Annotated in this window: 18 protein-coding genes; 11 read left to right on the top strand and 7 right to left on the bottom strand. The window is 68.1% G+C overall.

Going from position 1 to position 21,311, the window contains the following annotated elements; translation table 11 throughout:
- Positions 1–60 precede the first annotated feature (60 nt).
- On the top strand, positions 61–2,241 hold the full coding sequence (locus ARGLB_RS13090) for an MMPL family transporter (protein WP_003803207.1): 2,181 nt from the start codon (positions 61–63) through the stop codon (positions 2,239–2,241).
- Here the strand turns inward: ARGLB_RS13090 and ARGLB_RS13085 are convergent.
- On the bottom strand, positions 2,238–3,200 hold the full coding sequence (locus ARGLB_RS13085; protein ID WP_003803205.1) for an NAD-dependent epimerase/dehydratase family protein: 963 nt from the start codon (positions 3,198–3,200) through the stop codon (positions 2,238–2,240). The two genes, ARGLB_RS13090 and ARGLB_RS13085, sit on opposite strands and share 4 nt — an antisense overlap.
- Positions 3,201–3,352: 152 nt before the next feature.
- On the opposite strand from ARGLB_RS13085, the gene ARGLB_RS13080 reads away from it, so the two are divergent.
- From ARGLB_RS13080 to ARGLB_RS13045, 8 genes are all read left to right on the top strand, one after another.
- The gene (locus tag ARGLB_RS13080) at positions 3,353–4,075 is read left to right on the top strand and encodes a TetR/AcrR family transcriptional regulator (protein WP_003803203.1); all 723 of its coding nucleotides are present in this window, start codon (positions 3,353–3,355) and stop codon (positions 4,073–4,075) included.
- A gap of 127 nt (positions 4,076–4,202) precedes the next feature.
- Entirely contained in the window at positions 4,203–4,625 is a 423-nt protein-coding gene (locus ARGLB_RS13075; protein ID WP_003803201.1) for a hypothetical protein, read from the top strand.
- 238 nt (positions 4,626–4,863) lie between these two features.
- Complete coding sequence (dnaK, locus tag ARGLB_RS13070; protein ID WP_003803199.1) at positions 4,864–6,729, top strand: molecular chaperone DnaK; 1,866 nt, start codon at positions 4,864–4,866, stop codon at positions 6,727–6,729.
- Between the two features lie 2 nt (positions 6,730–6,731).
- Positions 6,732–7,403 (top strand): nucleotide exchange factor GrpE, encoded by a 672-nt coding sequence (locus ARGLB_RS13065; RefSeq protein WP_003803197.1) that lies wholly within the window; start codon positions 6,732–6,734, stop codon positions 7,401–7,403.
- 179 nt (positions 7,404–7,582) lie between these two features.
- The gene (locus ARGLB_RS13060; protein ID WP_003803195.1) at positions 7,583–8,560 is read left to right on the top strand and encodes a DnaJ C-terminal domain-containing protein; all 978 of its coding nucleotides are present in this window, start codon (positions 7,583–7,585) and stop codon (positions 8,558–8,560) included.
- Positions 8,561–8,575: 15 nt separating this feature from the next.
- Positions 8,576–8,998, top strand: coding sequence for a heat shock protein transcriptional repressor HspR (locus ARGLB_RS13055; protein WP_043419124.1), 423 nt, complete (start codon positions 8,576–8,578; stop codon positions 8,996–8,998).
- Positions 8,999–9,137: 139 nt separating this feature from the next.
- Positions 9,138–11,882, top strand: coding sequence for a PEP/pyruvate-binding domain-containing protein (locus ARGLB_RS13050; RefSeq protein WP_003803191.1), 2,745 nt, complete (start codon positions 9,138–9,140; stop codon positions 11,880–11,882).
- 163 nt (positions 11,883–12,045) lie between these two features.
- Positions 12,046–13,686, top strand: a complete 1,641-nt coding sequence (locus tag ARGLB_RS13045; RefSeq protein WP_043419071.1) for an HNH endonuclease signature motif containing protein — start codon at positions 12,046–12,048, stop codon at positions 13,684–13,686.
- A 69-nt stretch (positions 13,687–13,755) separates the two neighbouring features.
- On the opposite strand, the gene ARGLB_RS13040 is transcribed toward ARGLB_RS13045, so the two are convergent.
- The 6 genes from ARGLB_RS13040 to ARGLB_RS13015 form a co-directional block, all read right to left on the bottom strand.
- Positions 13,756–14,718, bottom strand: a complete 963-nt coding sequence (locus tag ARGLB_RS13040) for a D-2-hydroxyacid dehydrogenase family protein (protein ID WP_003803187.1) — start codon at positions 14,716–14,718, stop codon at positions 13,756–13,758.
- 4 nt (positions 14,719–14,722) lie between these two features.
- Complete coding sequence (locus ARGLB_RS13035; protein ID WP_003803185.1) at positions 14,723–15,070, bottom strand: hypothetical protein; 348 nt, start codon at positions 15,068–15,070, stop codon at positions 14,723–14,725.
- Between the two features lie 119 nt (positions 15,071–15,189).
- The gene (locus ARGLB_RS13030) at positions 15,190–15,585 is read right to left on the bottom strand and encodes a universal stress protein (RefSeq protein ID WP_003803184.1); all 396 of its coding nucleotides are present in this window, start codon (positions 15,583–15,585) and stop codon (positions 15,190–15,192) included.
- The gene (locus tag ARGLB_RS13025) at positions 15,582–17,270 is read right to left on the bottom strand and encodes a tripartite tricarboxylate transporter permease (protein WP_003803182.1); all 1,689 of its coding nucleotides are present in this window, start codon (positions 17,268–17,270) and stop codon (positions 15,582–15,584) included. The genes ARGLB_RS13030 and ARGLB_RS13025 overlap by 4 nt, the downstream gene beginning before the upstream one ends.
- On the bottom strand, positions 17,271–17,774 hold the full coding sequence (locus ARGLB_RS13020) for a tripartite tricarboxylate transporter TctB family protein (RefSeq protein WP_003803181.1): 504 nt from the start codon (positions 17,772–17,774) through the stop codon (positions 17,271–17,273). It lies immediately after the preceding gene.
- A complete protein-coding gene (locus ARGLB_RS13015; RefSeq protein ID WP_003803179.1) occupies positions 17,771–18,781 on the bottom strand; it encodes a Bug family tripartite tricarboxylate transporter substrate binding protein in 1,011 nt (336 codons plus the stop codon). The genes ARGLB_RS13020 and ARGLB_RS13015 overlap by 4 nt, the downstream gene beginning before the upstream one ends.
- Positions 18,782–19,059: 278 nt before the next feature.
- Here ARGLB_RS13015 and ARGLB_RS13010 point away from each other — a divergent pair, with 278 nt between their 5' ends.
- Both ARGLB_RS13010 and ARGLB_RS13005 read left to right on the top strand, forming a co-directional pair.
- Positions 19,060–20,634, top strand: a complete 1,575-nt coding sequence (locus tag ARGLB_RS13010; protein WP_003803178.1) for a sensor histidine kinase — start codon at positions 19,060–19,062, stop codon at positions 20,632–20,634.
- On the top strand, positions 20,631–21,299 hold the full coding sequence (locus ARGLB_RS13005; protein WP_003803177.1) for a response regulator: 669 nt from the start codon (positions 20,631–20,633) through the stop codon (positions 21,297–21,299). Before ARGLB_RS13010 ends, ARGLB_RS13005 begins: the two co-directional genes overlap by 4 nt.
- Positions 21,300–21,311: the final 12 nt, after the last annotated feature.

Below are 21,311 nucleotides of genomic sequence, written 5' to 3'. Positions count from 1 at the left end.
TAAGCTGGAAGCATCATTGACGGCGGCCCGCGTGGCTGTCACGCCCAGGAGGTCTTCCGCATGAACCATGCAGCCCGTACCCCCACCATTCCGTTCTGGCTCCGGTGGCTCATCCCGGCAGTCCTCGTCGTCGGCTGGGTTGCCATTGCCGGGGTCGGCGGACCCACGTTCGGCAGGCTGGATGGGGTTTCGTCCAATGACCAGGCGTCCTTCCTCCCGGCCGGCGCGGAGGCCACCGAGGCCCGCGAGTGGCAACAGAAGTTCCAGGACTCCGGCGAGGTGCCCGCCGTCGTCGTTATTGAAAGCGGCAGCGCCCTCACCCCTGCCCAACTGGGCACGGCCGCCGGCCTGAAAGCCGCGCTGGAAGACCTGCAGCTGGGCAGCACCGTGGTGGGGCCGGTGCCTTCGCAGGACCAGAAGGCCGTGCAGTACATCGTGTCTGTTGCGGCGGCGGAGCCAGCGGACGCCGTCGAAGAGTTGCGCAACGAGGTCCGGGCGGCGGCTCCGGACGGCATGCAGATTTTCGTCACCGGTCCTGCCGGGCTCGCGGCCGACCTCACGGGAGCCTTCGCCGGCATCGACGGCATCCTGCTGCTCGTCGCGCTGGCGGCTGTATTTATCATCCTCCTGGTCGTGTACCGCTCCCTGCTCCTGCCCTTCGCCGTGCTCCTGACGTCGGTGTTCGCGCTGTGCGCCGCCATCCTGCTGGTGTTTGGCATGGCGAAGGCGGGCTGGATCCAGCTCAACGGCCAGAGCCAGGGCATCCTCTCCATCCTGGTGATCGGCGCCGCCACAGACTACGCCCTGCTCTACGTGGCCCGTTTCCGTGAAGCACTCGAGCACACGACCAACCGCACCGCCGCCGCACTCGCCGCCTGGCGGGCCTCCTTCGCACCGATCCTGGCATCCGGTGCCACGGTTGCGATCGCCCTGCTTTGCCTGCTGTTTTCCGACCTCAACTCCAACAAGGCGCTGGGCCCGGTGGCGGCCGCCGGCATCGTGTGCTCCCTTTTCGCCTCGCTCACCCTGCTCCCCGCCTTCGCGGCACTCCTGGGGCGTGCCGCCTTCTGGCCGTTCCGGCCCAGGCTCCTGCCCGACGAGGCGCGTGAGCCGGAGCTGACCACCGGGCTGGAGGGCCAGCGTGGGCTCTGGCGTGCCACCGGAACACTGGTGTCGCGGCGTCCCCGCACTGTGTGGGTGGCATCCGTTCTCCTGCTGGTCGCGGCCTCGGCCGGGATCCTGCAGCTGAAGGCCAACGGCGTGCCGCAGACCGCCGTCATCCTCAGTGCCTCCAACGCCGTTGACGGGCAGGACGCCTTGGCGCGCCACTTCGACGCCGGCAGCGGCAGTCCCGCGGTCATCGTCGCCAGCCAGGGGAAAGCCGGAGAGGTCCTCGAAGCCGTCAAGGCCACCAGCGGCGTGGGGGCCGCCTACCTCCTGGCCGAGGGCGGCGCGCCCATCACGGGAGCCCCGGGAACGCCTGCCAGCCCGGCCGTGCGGGACGGCAGGGTGCTCCTGAACGCCACCCTCGACTTCGCAGCCGATTCTGATGCTGCGGAGAATGCCGTGGCAGCGATGCGGACCAGCGTCAAAAGCGTGGACCCCGGCGCCCTCGTCGGCGGTGTGACCGCCACCGCCCTGGACACGAACACCACGGCCCAGCGCGACCTGGCCACCATCATCCCCGTTGTCCTGGCCGTCATTCTGCTCATCCTCATGGTGCTGCTGCGGTCTGTCCTCGCACCCGTCCTGCTTGTCGCCTCGGTGGTTCTGTCCTATGCGGCCGCGATGGGCGTTTCGGCCCTCGTGTTCAACAACATCCTGGGCTTCCCCGGAGCCGATGCCACCGTGCCGCTGTTCGGCTTCGTGTTCCTGGTGGCACTGGGTGTGGACTACAACATCTTCCTGATGAGCCGGGTCCGCGAGGAGTCGCTGAAGCACGGGACCCGGCCTGGGATTCTGCGCGGACTGGGAGTGACCGGCGGAGTGATCACCTCGGCCGGGGTGGTCCTGGCCGCCACGTTTGCGGCCCTTGGCGTCATCCCCATCATGTTCCTGGTGCAGCTGGCTTTCATCGTGGCCTTCGGGGTGCTGCTGGACACCGTCCTGGTGCGCTCGCTCCTGGTTCCCGCCCTGGCTTACGACCTGGGCCGGCGCATCTGGTGGCCGGGTAAACTCAGCCGGCCCGAAGCGCAGGAAGCCAGCAAGCTGGAAGGCCGTGCGGAAGTTTCCATCCGCTAAGCGGCCGCCTGGGCCCGTCCCGTCCCTGCAGTGAGCTCCGAACGCCACCACTCCACCGTCTCCCTGGCTGCCGCCTGCAGGGGAGTCGGGTGAAGACCCAGCTGTTCCTCGCTGGCCGTTGAATCCATCACGAACGGCCGCTGGAACTGGTAGAGCACCTCGCCGAGCTCCCTCATGTCGGCGGAGAACAGCCCGAGGGCGCGCAGGGCCCATCCCGGTATCGCGTTGACCTTCTCGGATGGCACGCCGGCGGCTGCGGCGAAGGCATGGGCGATCCGGCGCTGCGTGAGCGGCGGGTTGGTGGGCGCGTGGAGCACCCGGTTCCACAGCTCAGGCTTCCCCGCGGCCCCGATCATTGCCGCGGCCAGATCGGGAACGTACGTGAAGGAATGCGGCTGGTCCGCGCTTCCCGCCACCTGCAGAGGGCGACGGGCGAGGACGGCCGGCACCATGCGCTCGCCGGCGTGTGCCATCCGGACCCGGGGGCCGAAGAAATCGCCAGCCACCACGGACACGGTGTCAGCGGCGCTCGCCGCCCGTGCCCGCAGCAGCGCGGCGCGGACGCCGCGTTTGCCGCCTCCCGCCTCCCGCGGGCTGTTTTCGGTCATCACCCGCTCCGGATCGCTGTAGGAGTAAAGGCTTTCCGGAAAAACGACGACGGCGCCCGTCTCGCCTGCCGCCGCCAGGACCGTCCGTTCGGCAGCCGGCAGCTCCCGTCCCCAGGCCGCGGCGCTGTAGGAGGAGCCGTGGACGCAGTGGAAGACCGCCGCCGCACCCTCGAAAGCGTCACCCAGCAGGCCCGGGTTGGAGACATCCACCTGCAGTTTCTCGACCAGTGGGTGATCGGGACCGCCGCCGGAGCGGGTGAGGACCCGGACTTGCTCGCCGCGCTCCGCCAGTTGCTCCGCCACCGTCCAGCCCACTGGGCCGGCGCCGGTGACCACGTAAAGATCGGACATGCAAGTTTCTCCTTCGTGCGGGTGGTTCCGGATGGTCCCAGGCAGTAAATGAGAGCACTGCTCTTGAAATAAGGATGCTGCCGCGCGCAAGCAAAGTCAAGAGCAGTGCTCTCATTTGTTGACACTGCTCTGATTCATGCCATGCTGGGCTGATGCCAGCCACCTCCCAGACCGACGGCGGGGAAGTCCGTACGCCGCGTGAACGTGCCCGTGCCCAGACCATCGCCGACATCATCCGGCTGGGCCGGCAGCACCTGGCGGAACATGGGGCCGCCGCCCTGTCGCTCCGCGCCGTCGCCCGCGACCTGGGCGTGGTCTCCTCCGCCGTCTACCGGTACGTCGGGAGCCGCGACGAACTGCTGACCCTCCTGCTCGTGGATGCCTACAACGACCTGGGGGATGCGGTGGAGGCCGCCGTCGGGTCCGTCCCTGCGGAAGAGTCCAGGGGCCGGTTCGCTGCGCTGGCCCGCGCTGTCCGCGGGTGGGCCCTCCGGGAGCCTGCGCGCTACGGCCTCCTGTTCGGCAGTCCGGTGCCGGGCTATCAGGCTCCGGCGGAGCGGACCACGGCGCCCGGCACGCGGGTGGTCAACAGTTTGGTGCAGATTCTGGACACCGCGCACCGGGCCGGACGCCTTGCCGAGCGCGGGCCTTCCGTGCTGCCGGCGCCCCTGGCCGCCGATCTCGAGGCAATCCGGCATGAGCTGGGCGCGGAGGTCCCGGGCGCCCTGCTGGCCCGCGGCACCCTCGTCTGGACCTCACTCTTTGGAGCCGTCAGTTTTGAAGTGTTCGGGCAATATGGCGCGGGTACTTTTTCCGCGCCGGATGAACTGTTCGAGCACCACATAGCCGTCCTCGCTGATCTCGCCGGACTGTAATTCGGCCGCATCGGACCCGGCCTGGCAGCCCCATGCCTGGCCCCTGTTGCCGCCCGCGCCGGCTGAGTAGACTTCCACTGCGCCCGAACCAGGCGCAGCCCAGTCCTTTCGAAGGAGTGATCAACCGATGACCGAAAACAGTGAATCCGGCGACGCGGGCAAGACGCACAACAGCTCCAGGAATCCGGCACTCGAAGGGGGCGGCGGCCAGTACGTGGAGGGTGATTACGGCGATGCCGGCGTGGCAGGGCAGGAATCCGCCGCCGAGCCCAAGGGCGAATACCCGGCAGGGGACTATGGCGACGCCGGAACTGTTGAGCCGTCCGCCGAGGTGGAAGAAGGCGAGTACCCGGAAGGCGACTATGGCCGGGCCGGAACCGTCGGCCAGGAGTTGCCCGGGGAAGAGGAAGGCGAATACCCCGAGGGTGACTACGGCGCCGCCGGCACGGCCCCCGAAGGCGGCGCCGCCGAAGATCTGAAGGATGAGCTGATCGGCGGCCAGGTCAATGCGCCGCGGAACGACGACGGCGGCACATCCCCGGGAGGCTAGGCGCAGGTTCACGCTGGGCGAAATCCGGCCGCCGGTTATCGAAGAACCCCCGGTTTTACGCGGAAATACCGTGTAGCAGCCGGGGGTTCTTCCGTGCAGCGGCGTCGCCTAAAAGGCAAAGTTGAGCGTCCTCGACTCAAGTTTGGTTGACTTAAATTGCGGGCTGAGTAAAGTTGAGTGCAGATCGCTCAAGGAAGTGGGCGAGCCCCAAGTTTCCACGGAAAGAAGGAAGCAACACATGTCACGTGCAGTAGGTATCGACCTCGGAACCACCAACTCCGTCGTCTCCGTTCTCGAAGGTGGCGAGCCCACCGTTATTGCCAACGCCGAGGGTGGCCGCACCACGCCGTCGGTCGTTGCGTTCTCCAAGTCGGGCGAAGTCCTGGTCGGCGAAATCGCCAAGCGCCAGGCCGTCAACAACATCGACCGCACCATCGCCTCCGTCAAACGCCACATGGGCACCGACTGGTCCGTGGCCATCGACGAGAAGAAGTACACCGCGCAGGAAATCTCCGCCCGTGTCCTCATGAAGCTGAAGAACGACGCCGAGTCCTACCTCGGCGAAAAGGTCACCGACGCTGTGATCACCGTTCCCGCCTACTTCAACGACGCCGAGCGCCAGGCCACGAAGGAAGCCGGCGAGATCGCCGGCCTGAACGTCCTGCGCATCGTCAACGAGCCCACCGCCGCTGCGCTCGCGTACGGCCTGGACAAGGGCAAGGAAGACGAACTCATCCTGGTCTTCGACCTCGGCGGCGGAACGTTCGACGTCTCCCTGCTGGAAGTCGGCAAGGACGAGGACGACTTTTCCACCATCCAGGTGCGCGCCACCGCCGGTGACAACCGCCTCGGCGGCGACGACTGGGACAACCGCGTCGTCGACTACCTGCTGAACCAGCTCAAGGTCAAGGGCATCGACCTGTCCAAGGACAAGATCGCCCTCCAGCGACTCCGCGAAGCTGCCGAGCAGGCCAAGAAGGAACTCTCCTCCTCCACCAGCACCAACGTTTCGCTCCAGTACCTCTCCGTCACCCCGGACGGCCCGGTCCACCTGGACGAGCAGCTGACCCGCGCCAAGTTCCAGGACCTGACCAAGGACCTGCTCGAGCGCACCAAGAAGCCGTTCCACGACGTCATCAAGGAAGCCGGCATCAAGCTTTCCGACATCGACCACATCGTGCTCGTCGGCGGCTCCACCCGTATGCCCGCCGTGTCCGACCTGGTGAAGGAACTGGCCGGCGGCAAGGAGCCGAACAAGGGCGTCAACCCGGACGAGGTTGTGGCTGTTGGCGCAGCCCTGCAGGCCGGCGTGCTGAAGGGTGAGCGCAAGGACGTTCTCCTGATCGACGTCACCCCGCTGTCCCTGGGCATCGAAACCAAGGGCGGTGTCATGACGCACCTGATCGAGCGCAACACGGCCATCCCCACCAAGCGGTCCGAGACCTTCACCACGGCTGACGACAACCAGCCGTCCGTGGCCATCCAGGTCTTCCAGGGCGAGCGTGAGTTCACCCGCGACAACAAGCCGCTGGGCACCTTCGAGCTGACCGGCATCGCGCCGGCCCCGCGCGGCGTCCCGCAGGTCGAGGTCACCTTCGACATTGACGCCAACGGCATCGTGCACGTTTCGGCGAAGGACAAGGGCACCGGCAAGGAACAGTCCATGACCATCACCGGCGGCACCGCGCTCTCCAAGGAAGACATCGACCGCATGGTCAAGGACGCCGAGGAGCACGCAGCCGAGGACAAGGCACGCCGCGAGGCCACCGACACCCGCAACACGGCCGAGCAGCTCGCCTACTCCGTGGACAAGCTGATCGCCGACAACAGCGACAAGCTGCCGGAAGAGGTCAAGACCGAGGTCCAGGCCGACGTCGACGCCCTCAAGAAGGCCCTCGAAGGCACCGACGACGCCGCCGTCAAGACCGCGTTTGAGAAGCTGCAGGCTTCCCAGACCAAGCTCGGCGAGGCCATCTACGCCCAGGCAGGTTCTCCGGACGGCGCCACCGGCGCCGCGGGTGCTGAAGGTGCTCCCGCCGGCGGAAGCAAGGCTGACGAGGACATCGTCGACGCCGAGATCGTTGACGAAGAAGAGAAGAAGTAGCCATGCCGCATCACGGTAACGAAGAAGAGCACAACTCTTCCCGAGACCAGAGCAGCAAGCGCGACGAGCCGGTCATCCGGGACCACCGCAAGGTGGATCCGGTGACCGGGGAGGCCCGGCATCCGGAGGGCGCACAGTCTTCCGCGCCGGATGCGGATTCCGACGGCGACGCCCTCGCCCAGGCTGAGGAAATCCTCAACCAGGTTGAGGTGCCCGCCGAGGAGTCCGTGGCGCAGGGGGTTGCGGCAGGCTCAACCACCGGTGAGGCGGCGGAGCTGAAGAACGACCTGCTCCGCCTGCAGGCCGAGTACGTCAACTACCGCAAGCGCGTTGAACGCGACCGCGCCGTGGCAGGGGAGATGGCCGTCATCGGCGTCCTGAACTCCCTGCTCCCGGTGCTGGACGACGTCGACGCCGCCCGCCAGCACGGTGACCTCGCGGACGGCCCGTTCGCCGCGATCGCCGCCAAGCTGGAGAATGCGCTGAAGACGTACGGCCTGACCCGCATCGATGAGACCGGCGTGGAGTTCGATCCGACCATCCACGAAGCCCTCATCCAGCAGCCCGGCGATGACATCGAAGTGGACACCGTCAGCCAGGTGCTCCGCTCCGGCTACAAGTCAGGCGAGCGGGTCCTGCGGGCCGCACAGGTGATCGTCGCGGTACCTGCGTAGTCTTATCTCCACGCCTCCGCGGATGAGGGGGCCCCGCCCCTACGCGTGGCGGCTTTGGTCCTACGGACCTAAGCCGCCACGCTCCGGTAGGCCCGAAGCCACTCCCGGGCCCCCTCATCCGCTGCGGCGTTCGGCGGTAATCTCGCCTTATCGTTTTGCACATTTGAAAGGAAACGCCATTGGCTAGCCAGGACTGGGTGGACAAGGACTTTTACAAGATCCTTGGTGTTGCCAAGGACGCTTCCGACGCTGACATCAAGAAGGCTTACCGGAAGCTCGCGCGGCAGTTCCACCCTGATACGAACTCCGGGGATACTGCTGCAGAGAAGAAGTTCAAGGACATTTCCGAGGCGTACTCCGTGCTGTCCGATCCTGATGAGCGGCAGCAGTATGACGCCATCCGGGCCATGGGAGGCGGCGCCCGCTTTGCCCCGCACGGCGCCGGCAGCACCGCGAACGGCGGCTTCGAGGACCTCTTCGGCGGCCTGTTCACCGGCGGCGGCGGCCGGCACTCCGGCGGCTTCAGCACCGCCGGCGGCGTCCCGCCCGAGTTCGCCGACCTGTTCGGCGGCGGCTTCGGTGCAGGCCCTGCCGGTTACCAGCGCGCACCGCAGAAGGGTGCCGACCGGACGGCCAGCACCAGCATCTCCTTCGCCGGGTCCATCCGGGGCACCACCATCGGGCTGCGTGAACCGGACGGCGAGGTCATCGACGTGCGGGTGCCCGCGGGCATCAAGGACGGCCAGAAGGTGCGCGTGCGCGGCAAGGGCCAGTACGGCCCGGCTGGCAACGGCGACCTGCTGGTCACCGTCAACGTCAAAAACCATGACTTTTACACCCGCGACGGCGACAACCTCCGGATCCACGTGCCCGTCAGCTTCCCGGAGGCCGCCTTGGGTGCCGACATCGAGGTTCCCACGATCGACGGCGAACACGTCCGGGTCCGCGTTCCTGCCGGCACCCCGTCGGGGCGCACGCTCCGGGTCAAGGGCCGCGGCGTGAAAACGTCGAAGGGCACCGGGGACCTGCTGGTGACCATCGACGTCGCCGTACCGCAGAACCTGAGCAAGGAAGCCGAGGAGGCCGTGAAAGCATTCGCAGCCGCCACCACCGGCGCGGATGTCCGCCAGGGCCTGGCAGCCAAGGCCCGGCTTTAGGGGCGGGTGCCGGCCGTGGACATTAATTTCGATCAGCCGATCTTCGTCATCTCGGTGGCCGCCGAGCTCGCCGACATGCACCCGCAAACACTCCGCCAGTACGACCGGCTGGGCATCGTCTCGCCCAGCCGGGCGCCGGGCAAGTCCCGCCGGTACTCCCAGCGGGACGTGAACCGGCTCCGTGAAGTGCAGCGGCTGTCCCATGAGGGTGTCTCGCTCGAAGGCATCAAGCGCATCCTGGAACTCGAAAACCAGGTTGCTGCCCTGCAACACCGGGTGAGCGAACTGACCCAGGAACTGGCCCGCCGTCGTGAGCCGTTGGAGTCCCGGATCTTTGCCGCCGGCGCCGCCGGTGACGTGGTGAGCCTGGCGCGCGGCCAGCGCCCCCGGCCCCGTTCGCAGGCCGTGGTGGTGTGGCGGCCGCGTGGCGACCTCTAGCCATCCCGGTCTAGCCGTCTCCGCCTGGCATCCCCCATTGCCAGAACCGGGTGCAGTGCCACAATAGGGTGCAGCGCCGGAACGGGGTCACCAGCCGCAATGCCGCGGTCCCGGCTCCTGGCAGAAGGGACGCAGGGTCATGACCTACATCAAGGACTTTGACCAGCTGGGACGCAGCGATTTGGACGAGGCAGGCGGCAAGGGCGCCAACCTCGGTGAGCTGTCCCGGGCCGGGTTCCCGGTGCCGCCGGGCTTCGTCCTCACCACGGCGGCCTACCAGGACTTCGTCAACGCCAACGGGATCGCCGGCCGCATCCTTGAGCTCGCCGCCCTCCCCGCCGGTGCCTCCAACGACGACTATGACGCCGCCGCCGGGCAGATCCGCGCCCTCTTTGCCGAGAGCACGATGCCCGAGGAGATCGCCGGCGAACTCCGCGCGGCCTACGGGCGGCTGAGCCACCAGACGCTGGACCACCAGGCGGCGGCCGGATCAGGTGATGGGGCCGGCGCGGAGCCCGGCAATGGCCACCCCGCGCGGGTGGCGGTGCGTTCCTCGGCCACCGCGGAGGACCTCGCCTCGGCCAGCTTCGCCGGCCAGCAGGACACCTACCTGAACGTCTCCGGGCACAACGCCGTCGTCGCTGCCGTCATTGACTGCTGGGCGTCGCTGTGGAACGCCCGCGCCATGGCATACCGCTCACGGAACGGCTTCGATCCCGCCACCGTGCGCCTCGCCGTCGTGATCCAGGAGATGGTCGATGCCGGTGCCGCCGGCGTGCTGTTCACGGCCAACCCCGCTACCGGCCGCCGCGACCAGGTGGTGATCAGCGCTGCCTGGGGGCTTGGCGAATCAGTGGTCAGCGGGGCCGTCACCACGGACGACGTAGTGGTGGATGCCGCGACGGGCCGCGTGGAGCAACGCAGGACGGCGGACAAGGACGTCATGACCGTCTACGACGGAACAGGCACCAGGGAGCAGCCGGTGCCCGAAGCGAAGCGCCGGGAGCCCGTGCTCGATGACGACCTGGCGGTCGCGCTGGCCCGCCAGGGAACGGCCATAGCGAAACACTTCGGGGTGCCCCAGGACATCGAGTGGGCGCAGGCGGCAGGGGACTTCTTCATCCTGCAGGCCCGTCCCATCACCGCCCTGCCCGAGCCCTCGGCCGACGCCCCGACGCAGTGGCCGCTGCCCTACCCGAACGGGATGTACTTCCGGGCCAGCATCGTAGAGCAGTTGCCGGACCCGTTATCGCCCCTGTTCGCCGACCTCATTGACGGCGCTGTGGTGCGGTCGCTGAATGCCCTGTTCAGCGAGGCATTCGGCAAGAGCGTCGTGCGGCCCGGGGACGTCTCGCTGCCCACCGTCAACGGCTACGCGTACTACTACTACAACAACGCCGGAATGCGGCGGGTCATGGGCAAGTCGCTGACGGCGATGCGCGCTCTGGCCCAAGGCAAGGCCCACATGGGAATCAAGGGCTGGCGCGACCACTCGCACCCGAAGTACCGCGGACTCGTGAAGTTCTGGGCGGCCAAGTCGCCCGCCGACCGTCCGGCCACCGAACTGCTGGAGGGCATTTCGGCGCTGCTGGACGCCGGCGCCGCGTACTACACCGCCGTGCAGTCCATCATCCCTATCGCCGCAACCAGCGAGATCATGTTCCGGGGCTACTACGACAAGCTCGCCCGGCGGCCCGGCGATCCGTCCGCGGAGGTCTTTCTCCTTGGCTACGACAGCGAACCCATCCGCGCGGAGAAATCCCTGTACGACCTTGCGGCGTGGACCCGCGAACGGCCGCAGCTTGCCTCGGCCGTCACGGAAGGATCAGCGGCCGGCATCGCCGACGCTCTCCGCGCCGGCACGCTTCCCGCGGGCGTGGACGGAGCCCCGGCTGTGGATCCGGAACAGTGGGACGAGTGGCGTTCCCGCCTCCAGCGGCACCTGGACCGGTACGGGCATGCCGTCTACAACCTGGACTTCATCAACCCTGTGCCGGCCGATGACCCCTCCGCCCTGCTGGAGACCCTGAGGTACTTCGTGCGGGGGCAGGGGAAGGACCCGCACGAGCGCCAGCAGCGGTCCGCCGACCTGCGGGAGGAACAGAGCCGGCTGGTCAGCGCCAGGCTGGGGCCGCGCCGCCGCGCTGTCTTCCGCAGGCTGCTCCGCTGGGCGCAGAAGGCAGCGCCCGTCCGTGAGGACGCCCTGGCCGACGTCGGACTGGCCTGGCCGTTGATGCGCCGGATGCTGCTGGAACTGGGGGAGCGGCTGACGGCCTCGGGCGTCATCGGGACGCCGTCGGACATCTTCTGGCTACGGCTCGACGAACTCCGCAACGCCATCGACTTCGGGCTGGCCACGCCCGGCGCGGCCATCACCGGCACGGACCGGCCGGTGCGGGCTGAGGCCGTTGAACAGCGGAAGATGCTGTGGCGTGGCCAGCGGAAAGCGGCTGCCCCGCAGTTGCTCCCCGAGAGCCGCTGGATGGAACGGGCCTTTGGCAGCATGATGCCAGCCCGATCGGTGCAGCAGGCCGGGGACGTCATCACCGGCGTGGGCGCGAGCTCCGGGCAGGTGAGCGCGCCGGCCCGGCTGCTGCACGGCCCCGACGACTTCGCCAGCATGCGGCCCGGCGAGGTGCTGGTGGCACGCATGACTACCCCCGCCTGGACACCGCTGTTTGCGATGGCGTCCGGCGTCGTCACGGACGTCGGCGGGCCGCTGAGCCACAGCTCAATCGTCGCCCGGGAGTACGGCATTCCTGCCGTCCTTGGAACGGGGGTGGCCACCCAGCGCGTGTCCAGCGGACAGCACGTTAAGGTCGACGGCGACGCCGGCACCGTCACGCTCGACGGTTCCGGGACCGTCGAAGGTACCGGCAGCTGACTGCGGGGCATGCTTCCCGCGGGGGCACCTTCTCGGCGCCGTCGGGGAGCCGAACCGCTGGTTGAACTTGTCGAAACCAACCCGCGCAACCAGCGGAGCCGCCCCTGGGATGGTCTGCCCTGCGCTCCGCAAAATTGTCGGTGCCCCCTGTCATGCTGTGGGTATGGATAGCACGGCAGTGGTGGAAACGTGGGAGGGCATTGAGTCCTCCGTTGCTGTGCTGGCCGGTTTTGTCCGCGCGGCCGCCGGGGGTGATGGCCAGGCGCCCGGTGATGGCCACGCGCCCGGTGATCTGGCCGTTGTGGATCCCGCTGCGGGTGATCCGCTCCGGGATCAGGCGGACGCGTGTTTGGACGGCATGGCGGAGCTGGGCAGGTTGGAGGCCCGGCTGGCGGCTCTGAAAGTCCGTTTGGTCGCGGGGTATTCCACCCTTGACGAGGCCTTGGCGGTGCCGTCGAGTTCGAGGCAGGAGGGCAGCGCCCGGGAAATGTCCGTGACCGCTGAGGTCGCGGGTGCCCTGAGCGTGAGCGAACGCAGTGCCGGTGCCCTGCTGTGCGAGGCGCATACCCTGACCGCCGAGCGGCCGATGACGCTGACTGCGCTGGGGGTAGGAAGGATTTCGTTGCAGCATGCGCGGGTGATGTGTGATGAAACAGCGAACCTGGAGCCCGCCGCGGCCGCCGCCCTGGAGGCCCATTTCCTCGACCCGCACGCGCCCAGCCCGGCGCGCGGCTGCCCCGCCGGGGAGCAGGCACCGGGGAGGTTCCGGGCCAGGGCACGTGCCTGGCGGGAGCGGCATCATCCGGTGAGTATCGAGGCCCGCCACCGCAAGTGTGCGAAGGACCGGCGGCTGGAGTATGCCCCGGACCGGGACGGCATGGCCTGGCTCTCGGCGTACCTGCCCGCGGACCAGGCCGCCGGGATCTGGGACCGCACCACCGCCGCCGCCCGCATCCTGCAGGGACCTGCCGAAACACGGACCCTGACCCAGTTGCGGGCTGATGTGGCCGCCGGATGGCTGCTCGCGCCAGCCCAGGGGATTGACGGCCCGGCCACAGGTTGTCTGCCGGCAGATTCGGCGAGGGCGGGTGATGTGCCGTCTCCGCGGGCGCAGGTCCTGGTCACAGTTCCGGTGTTCTCGCTGCTCGGACAGACGGAGGAGCCGGCGGTGCTGGACGGGTACGGGCCGATCCCGCCGTCCATGGCCCGCCGGCTCGTCGCTGACGGCGGCACGTCCTTCCTGCGGGTCCTGACCGACCCTCGGGACGGGGCACCGCTGGAGATCGGACGCACCAGCTACCGATTGACGAAGCCGATGCGCCACTGGCTCCGGCTTAGGGACGCGCATTGCACGTTCCCCAACTGCAACAACCATTCCCTGGACAACGACGCCGACCACATCCTGGCCTGGGCCAACGGCGGGACCACCGGGATCACCAACCTGGGCCAGCCCTGCCCCAAGCACCACCGCCTGAAACACACGTCGGCGTGGAGACCGGTCGGCGCCACCCGCGAGAGCCCGCCCGGCTGGATCTCACCCGCGGGACGGTCCTACCCAGCGGAACAACAGGACTGGGAACCACCCCACTGGCCCGATAGCCTCAAGCCAGACAAACCCGGCCCGGTCAGCCCGGCGCCCTGCAGCTTCGAGTCCGACAGGCCCGAGCGTGACGGCCCCGAGCGCGACGGCCCCGAGCCTGACTGTGTCGAGCCTGACTGTGTCGAGCCGGACAGCCTCGAGAACCTTGGCCCTCCGCTGCCTGTGGGGCCGTTGCCCGGCTGGGCACCAATTACGGCCGCCTAAAAGCGCGTGCCTCATGTCAGCGGTTGCCCGCTATTTCGGTGGCTGCCGGTTTGGGCGCGACCGTCTTCTCTACGGCGTCAGTTCCCGCACCGGGGCGCCGTCCAGCCACGCAGTGACGTCCTCGAATGCGCCGCCGAAAAAGGCCCGGTAACTTTCCTGTGTGACGTAGCCCAGATGGGGCGTCAGGAGTGTCCGGGGCGCGGTCAGCAGCTGATGCCCCGCCGGAAGGGGTTCCTGGTCGAACACGTCGATCGCGGCGCCACGGATCCAACCCTCTTCGAGGGCGGTAACCAGAGCCTGCTGGTCCACCAGCGGGCCGCGGGCGGTGTTGACCAGGACACCGTCGGGCCCGAGGAGCTGCAGTTCCCGTTCTCCAACTGTTCCCTCCGAACGCGGCGACAAGCGCAGGTGCACGGACACGACGTCGGACTCTGTGAAGAGTTCTTCCTTGCTGACTCTGCGGGCACCGGCCGCCAGGGCGGTTTCCTCGGTGAGGTTCTGGCTCCAGGCCAGCACGTCCATCCCGAAGGCGCGGCCGTAGGCGGCGATTCGCTTCCCGATCTTCCCCAGCCCGACGATTCCCAGGGTCTTCCCGGACAGCTCGAACCCGAGGCCTGTCTGCCAGTGGCCGGACCGCAAGGAGGCCTCTTCCGCGGTCAGGTTCCGGGCAAAAGCAAGCAGCAGTGCCCACGCCAGTTCCGGCGCGGCTGTGGGGGAGCCGCCGGTTCCGCACACCACGACGCCGTGGTCGGCTGCCGCCTGCAGATCGATGGCCGCATTGGCGGAGCCGGTGGTCACGAGCAGTTTCAGCTGCGGCAGCTGCCCGATGACGCTGCGGGGAAACGGCGTCCGCTCCCGCATGGCGATGACGATGTCAAAGTCCGCGAGGGCCGCCGCGGTTTCGGCCTCCGAGCCAAAATGCGCGCCGAACACCGTGACGGCGACGCCACGCTGCGCCAGGGAACTCCATGGGGCGAAGTCCTCGGCGACTCCCTGATAGTCGTCCAGAATGGCTAGCCGGTACTGGTTCATGGCTTTACGGTATCGGACGGTTGCGCAGGTCAGCGGTGGTCAGCGCCCGTGGGCCTGGCCGGCCCTGCGGGGGAATCCGGGTGTGGCCCGTGCCGGCGATGTTCCTCCGGGCGCGCCGGAAGACCGTCACGCCGTCGCCTTGCAGAAACAGCGCGCGCCCGCGGCCGCCGTCCTGGATGAGCCAGATGACGCTGCCGTCCAAGGCCCGCATGTCGACGCAGCCAGCGGCGACCGTGCGCCCGTTGCGGCGGATCTCCACCTCCTCAGCCGGGGAGAGCGTGGCCCAGTTGGCTACGGGTTCACGGGCCGGAAATGGTGAACGGGCGTGGGTTTTGGAGGCGTAAGCGGTCATGGGTGGTCCTTTCGAAATGCCATGGGCCGGTGTCCGGATCCCGACGGATCCGGACACCGGCCCATGGCGTTAATTAGTGGCAGGAGCCGTTTAGTGGCGGTACTCGCTCAGGCTCAGGCTCAGGCTCCGGCCTTGACGGCCAGCACCGGGCAGGATGCCTCCAGCAGGATCTGCTGCGCAGCACTGCCCATGATCAGCTTGCCCACCGGAGTGCGGCGCCGGAGGCCGATCACAATGAGTTCGGCCCGGTACTTCTCCGCCGCCTCCAGCACCTCGTTGGCCGCGTCGTTGCCGCGCACCGGCTGCAGGACCAAATGCTCAATCCCTTCCCGGTCCAGCCTTTCCGTCAATGCGGAGATGTCCTCAGCCTGGGCGTAGCGCTTGTCAACGATGGCGTCTCCCCGGGAGGAGTTGATGATGACCAGCCGGCTCTGGCTTTTCTGCGCCTCGGTGATGGCCCGGTCCAGGGCCGCGCTGCCCTCGGCCGTGGGGATATAGCCGACAATGATGCTCACGATTTCTCCTGTCCGTGGTTGGCATGGGTGGCGTCCGAGCGTCGGCGGCCTGCATCAGGCCCCCGATCGGCGGGTGCCGCAGCAGCGGATCCCTCAGCAGCGGATCCCTCAGCAGGCGCCTCGACTGGGGGTGCGGCAGCGGGTCCGGAGGCGGGTCCGTCAACAGCAGGTCCGCCGGCCATGACGAGCCCGCCCGTCCGGGGACGCCGGGCGCGCCAGAGACGTGCAGCCAGAGGCCAGAGGAGTACCAGTGCCACGATGATGTAGACCACGACGGCGATCGGCTCGCTCCAGAGGCCCGACACGTCGCCGGCGCTTAGCTGCAGCGCCTGGCGGAGCTGCTTTTCGAGGCGGGGTCCCAGGATCACGCCGAGAATGAGCGGCAGGACAGGCAGCCCGTAGCGGCGCATCATGAAGCCGAGGGCGCCCAGGACCAGCAGAAGCATCAGGTCGAACGCCTGCAGGTTCACCGAGTAGGCGCCCAGCGTGGCGAAGAAGAGGATGCCGGCGTACAGGTAGGGGCGCGGCAGCCGGAGCAGCTTCGCCCAGACCGGGGCCAGGGGAAGGTTGACCAGCAGCAGCAGGAAGTTGCCGATGAACAGGCTGGCGATCAGTGCCCACACCAGCGGACCCTCGTTCTGGAACAGCAGCGGCCCCGGCTGGATGCCGAACTGGGTGAACGCGGCCAGCATGACGGCGGCGGTGGCGTTGGTCGGCAGACCGAGTGCCAGCATCGGGGTCAAGGTGCCGGCTGCGGCCGCGTTGTTGGCGGCCTCCGGCCCGGCGACGCCTTCGATGGCGCCCTTGCCGAACTCCTCGGGGTGCTTGGAGAGCCGCTTCTCGGTCACGTAGGAGAGGAAGGTGGGGATCTCCGCGCCGCCGGCGGGCAATGCGCCGAAAGGGAAACCGAAGGCTGTGCCGCGCAGCCACGGCTTCCAGGACCGCTTCCAGTCCTCCTTGCCCATCCACGGCCTGCCGACCGGGATGATCTGCAGCGGGGTGCGGCGCAGGTGCGCCGCCACCCACAAGGCTTCACCGACGGCGAAAATCGCCACGGCGATCACGACGACGTCCAGGCCGTCGGAGAGCAGCGGCAGGCCGAAGGTGAGCCGGGCCTGGCCCGAGACGAAGTCGAGGCCGACAAGACCGATTGCCAGACCGAGTCCAAGGGAGGCGAAGCCGCGCAGCTTGGACGAGCCCAGGACGGCGGTGACGGCGAGCAGGGCCAGCACCATGATGGCGAAGTAGCTTGGGGCGCCCAGGCTCACGGCGAACTGCACGACGATCGGCGCGAAGACCACAAGGAGCGAGGTGCCGATGGCGCCGGCGACGAACGAGCCGATGGCCGCCGTCGCCAATGCCTGGGCCGCCTTGCCGGCCTTTGCCATCAGGTTGCCCTCGATGGCGGTGATCACCGAGGACGATTCGCCGGGGGTGTTAAGCAGGATCGAGGTGGTGGAACCGCCGAACATGCCGCCGTAGTAGATGCCGGCAAACATGATGAACGCACTGGTCGGTTCAAGGACAGTGGCCACCGGCAGCAGCAGCGCCACGGTCATGGCCGGGCCGATGCCGGGCAGGACGCCGACGGCGGTGCCCAGGATGACGCCGATCAGGGCGTACAGGAGGTTCATGGGGGTAAGCGCGGTCGCGAACCCGTCCATGAGTGAGGACAGGACGTCCATCTAGAGAATCCCTTCAAGGAGCCCGGCGGGAAGGGCAATGCCCAGGCCGAGGTAGAAGCCGTAGAAGGTCAGGAGCGCCAGAGCCAAGGAGATCAGTCCGTCGCGGACATAGTGGCGGCTTCCGAGCGCCCAAACGCTGCCCCAGAAGAGCACCGTTCCGGAGATGACCCAGCCGGCCCAGTCGATCAGCAGGATGTTGGCGATGAAGGCGCCGGCCAAAGGCAGCACGGTCTTCCAGTCGCTCGGGTGGGTCAGGTCGACGTCCTCGCCGGCCTCGGCCTCACCGCGTCCGCCCCGGAGAACGTTCACTGCCAGCAGCACGGCGCAGATGAGCAGGAGTCCTCCCACGATCATCGGCAGGGCCTTGGGGCCCACCGGATCCGACTGGGAGTACGGCACAACCAGGCGCGCTGCGTCAATGAGGACCAGGGCGCCGACCGCCCCGAGCAGGGCTGCGACGCCCAGCTCGGAGCGGCCTTTGAGGCGGGAGGCCGAGGAGGTCACGCCAGGCCGAGCTTCGTCAGGACGTCGGCAACGCGCTTGTCCTGGTCGGTGAGGAAGGACTTGAATTCGTCACCCGTGACAAAGGCGTCGGTCCAGCCGCGCGTCTTCAGCGTTTCCTTCCAGGATGCTGACTCATGCATCTTCTCCAGCGTTGCGATCAGGGCGTCGCGGTCGGCGTCGCTGATGCCGGGAGGGGCCACGATGCCGCGCCAGTTGGTGAAGACCAGGTCGATCTTGGATTCCTTGAGGGTGGGGGCGTCCACTCCCTCAAGCCGGTTCTCGCCGCTGGTTGCCAGGACCCGGATGTCGCCGGCCTTGATCTGCTGGATGTATTCACCGGCGCCGGAAGCCGCGAAGCCCAGCTTGTTGCCGATGATTGCCGGAAGCAGGTCGCCGCCGCCGTCGTAGGAAACAAAGTTGACCTTCTTGGCGTCGATGCCCACGGCACCGGCGAGCTGCATCGGCAGGAGGTGGTCCGGGCCGCCGGCAGAGGAACCGCCGCCGACGCTGACCTTGGACGGGTCCTTCTTCCACGCCGTCACAAGATCATCGATGGTCTTGTACGGCGAGTCCTTGGACACCATGATGGCGCCGGGCTCTTCGATGAGCCGGGCCAGCGGGGTGGTGTCGGTCAGCTTCGACTGGGACTTGTTGGTGTAGCTGGCGCCGACGACGCCAAGGCCCATGAGCATGGCGAGGTCGCCGTTGCCCTTTTCGTTGACGATGCGGGCCAGGCCAACGGTGCCGCCGGCGCCGGCCAGGTTGAAGACCTCGGGGTTGGTGGCAAGCTTCTCGTCCTCGAGAACCTTCGCCGCGGCGCGGGCCGTGGTGTCGTAGCCGCCGCCGGGCGTGTTGGGCACCATGATGCGAAGCCCGGCAAGGGGTGCGGTGCTTGCTCCGCTCGTGGAGGGGCCGGCGGCGGTCTTGCCGGTAGCTCCGCAGCCGGACGCCATCAGGGCGATGCCTGCGGCTACTGCGGCCACGCGCAGTGCGCTCATTCCGCGCATGTTGTTCCTCTTCTCGTTTTGATCCGTTTGATCGGGTGCTTCCGATGCTAGGCCCGAACGTGACGGGGCTCACGCTTGTGTAAGCAGAGAAAGTTAAGTTCATTTCGTTCACGTTTCCGGTTCCCAACGAAGCTGCCCGCCGAGGCGTCCCGTGCAGGGTTCAGGCGCTGCAGACTCCGCGGAACACAGCGCCCAAAGTCCGGTAGCGTGTCCCGTATAGTTCACCCCCACCCGCGGACCCACAGGAAGAACAGCAGCACATGACTCGACGGCGAGGAATGTCCCTTGCGGGGCAGTATCTTCGGCTGCAGCTCCTGATTGTGCTGGCCGTGCTGGTGGCCGTGGTGGCGATTTCGCTGGCCCAGTCGGCGGCAGCTTTTGAACGGGTCGAAGGCCGGCGCGCGCTCTCTGCTGCGGAGACGCTGGCTGCTACCCCCGCGGTGCGAAGCCTCCTGCCGGATGCCCAGCCGCAAAGCGGATCGGTGCTTCCCTCGGTGTCCGAGGCGGTGCGCACGATTTCGGGGTCCTCCCAGGTTGCGCTGGCCCGGTCCGACCGGACGATGGTGACGTCGTCGGATCCGTCCCTGGTGGGCGACCAGCTGGAGCTCGGTGACAGTGCGGTGATGTCCGGGCGGGCATGGACCGGGGTGGTCGGAACCGGGGCAGAGGAGGCCGTCGTGGCTCATGTGCCGGTGCTGGACGACGCCGGCAAGATGGTGGGGATCGCTGTCGTCGGCAGGAGCTACCCCTCGGTGCTCGAGCGGCTGGGCGACGCCGTCCCGAACCTGCTGACCTATGTGGGCGTGGCGAGTGTTCTGGGCGTGGCCGGCTCGCTCCTGCTGGCGCGCCGCGTCAAACGCCAGACGCTGGGCATGGAGCCGGACGAGATCACCGGTCTCGTGGAGAACCGGGAAGCGATGCTGCATGGGCTCAAGGAGGGCGTGGTGGCACTGGACCCCCAGCAGCGGATCACAGTAGTGAACGACAGTGCGCGGAGCCTGCTCGGCCTGCCGCACGACTGCGTCGGGAAGAACCTGGCCGCTCTCGAGGTGCCGGCTGCGCTGCGCGAGGTGCTTACCGAGGACCAGCCGGGACCGGACCGGCTGGTTTTGGTGGGGGAGAAGCTGGTGGTGCTGAACCGGATGCCGATGCGCTCGCACGGACGGGTGATCGGCTCGGTCACCACCCTGCGCGACCGGACGGAGCTGGCGTCCCTGGAGCGTGAGCTGGGCACGACGCGGACGGCCACCGACACCCTCCGGGCGCAGGCACACGAGTTTGCCAACCAGCTGCACACGATTTCGGGCCTGATCCAGATCGGCGAGTATGACGCCGTCGTCCAGTTCGTCAACGGCACGACCTCGAACCGGACCCGCCTGAACGACGACGTGACCAGCAGGATCGAGGACCCCGCCCTCGCCGCGCTGCTCATTGCCAAGTCCAGCCTCGCCGCCGAGCGCGGGGTGTCCCTTCAGCTCGCGGAGGAATCCCGGCTGGGCAAGGTGGACGAGGAACTGTCCCGTGACCTGACCACCGTGGTGGGCAACCTGGTGGACAATGCGCTCGATGCCGTCACCAACACCTCCGAAGCGAAGGTCGAGGTGCTCATCGGAGAGGCCGACGGCGGCGTGCGGGTTGACGTGCGGGACTCGGGACCGGGGGTCCCGGTGGAGGTCATGGACGACATTTTCCGGCAGGGTTTCAGTACCAAAAATTCGCCCGACGGCGGCCGCGGCTATGGCCTGGCGCTCGCCAGGGTGGTCTGCCAGCGGCGCGGCGGACGGCTCACCGTTCGGAACGACGGCGGCGCCGTCTTTACCGCCCTGCTGACGCGTAAGGGAGAGCAGCTTTGATCAAGGTACTTATCGTCGACGACGACTTCATGGTGGCCAAAGTGCACGCCGGCTTCATCCAGCGCACGCCGGGGTTCGCCGTCGTCGGGGTGGCGCACACGGGCGCGCAGGCGGTGCTGGAGACTCAGCGGCTGCAGCCGGACCTGGTGCTGCTGGACATCCACCTGCCCGATGTCAACGGCCTGGACCTGATGCACCAGCTGCGGGATGTGGCGCCCGAGCTGGACGTGCTGGTGATCAGTGCTGCGCGCGAGGTGGAGACCGTGCGGAAGGCGCTTCGTGGCGGGATCGTGCACTACCTGATCAAGCCGTTTTCCCAGACCGACCTGCAGGAGCGGCTGGAGCACTACCGCAACACCTACCAGAGCCTCGACTCGTCCAAGGATGTGGCGGAACAGTCGGACGTCAACCGCGTGTTTGGGCTGGAACGCGCGGACCGTCCCCTGCCGAAAGGCTGCAGCGCCGAGACGCTACAGGTGGTGGAGAAGGCGCTGCGCTCCGGTGGCGGCGACGTGTCGGCCGCGGAACTGGCCGTGCAGGTGGGGACGTCGCGCGTCAGCGCGCGGCGCTATCTGGAGTACCTCAACGACGAGGGGCTGGTGGACGTCACACTCAAGTACGGCGTCGGGCGCCCCGAACGGCGATATGCGTGGAAGGCGGGGTGAGCGGTGCGCTGC

This window comes from Arthrobacter globiformis NBRC 12137 (assembly GCF_000238915.1).
In the GTDB taxonomy this organism is placed as follows: domain Bacteria; phylum Actinomycetota; class Actinomycetes; order Actinomycetales; family Micrococcaceae; genus Arthrobacter; species Arthrobacter globiformis.
Note: the sequence above shows the minus strand (reverse complement) of the source record. Positions and strands in the feature narration are given on the sequence as shown.

Excerpts from the sequence above, each read along its gene's own strand:
- ARGLB_RS13090 (WP_003803207.1), top strand. The coding sequence starts at position 61 with ATGAACCATGCAGCCCGTACCCCCACCATTCCGTTCTGGCTCCGGTGG.
- ARGLB_RS13085 (WP_003803205.1), bottom strand. The coding sequence starts at position 3,200 with ATGTCCGATCTTTACGTGGTCACCGGCGCCGGCCCAGTGGGCTGGACG.
- ARGLB_RS13080 (WP_003803203.1), top strand. The coding sequence starts at position 3,353 with ATGCCAGCCACCTCCCAGACCGACGGCGGGGAAGTCCGTACGCCGCGT.
- ARGLB_RS13075 (WP_003803201.1), top strand. The coding sequence starts at position 4,203 with ATGACCGAAAACAGTGAATCCGGCGACGCGGGCAAGACGCACAACAGC.
- dnaK (WP_003803199.1), top strand. The coding sequence starts at position 4,864 with ATGTCACGTGCAGTAGGTATCGACCTCGGAACCACCAACTCCGTCGTC.
- ARGLB_RS13065 (WP_003803197.1), top strand. The coding sequence starts at position 6,732 with ATGCCGCATCACGGTAACGAAGAAGAGCACAACTCTTCCCGAGACCAG.
- ARGLB_RS13050 (WP_003803191.1), top strand. The coding sequence starts at position 9,138 with ATGACCTACATCAAGGACTTTGACCAGCTGGGACGCAGCGATTTGGAC.
- ARGLB_RS13045 (WP_043419071.1), top strand. The coding sequence starts at position 12,046 with ATGGATAGCACGGCAGTGGTGGAAACGTGGGAGGGCATTGAGTCCTCC.
- ARGLB_RS13040 (WP_003803187.1), bottom strand. The coding sequence starts at position 14,718 with ATGAACCAGTACCGGCTAGCCATTCTGGACGACTATCAGGGAGTCGCC.
- ARGLB_RS13035 (WP_003803185.1), bottom strand. The coding sequence starts at position 15,070 with ATGACCGCTTACGCCTCCAAAACCCACGCCCGTTCACCATTTCCGGCC.
- ARGLB_RS13025 (WP_003803182.1), bottom strand. The coding sequence starts at position 17,270 with ATGGACGTCCTGTCCTCACTCATGGACGGGTTCGCGACCGCGCTTACC.
- ARGLB_RS13015 (WP_003803179.1), bottom strand. The coding sequence starts at position 18,781 with ATGCGCGGAATGAGCGCACTGCGCGTGGCCGCAGTAGCCGCAGGCATC.
- ARGLB_RS13010 (WP_003803178.1), top strand. The coding sequence starts at position 19,060 with ATGTCCCTTGCGGGGCAGTATCTTCGGCTGCAGCTCCTGATTGTGCTG.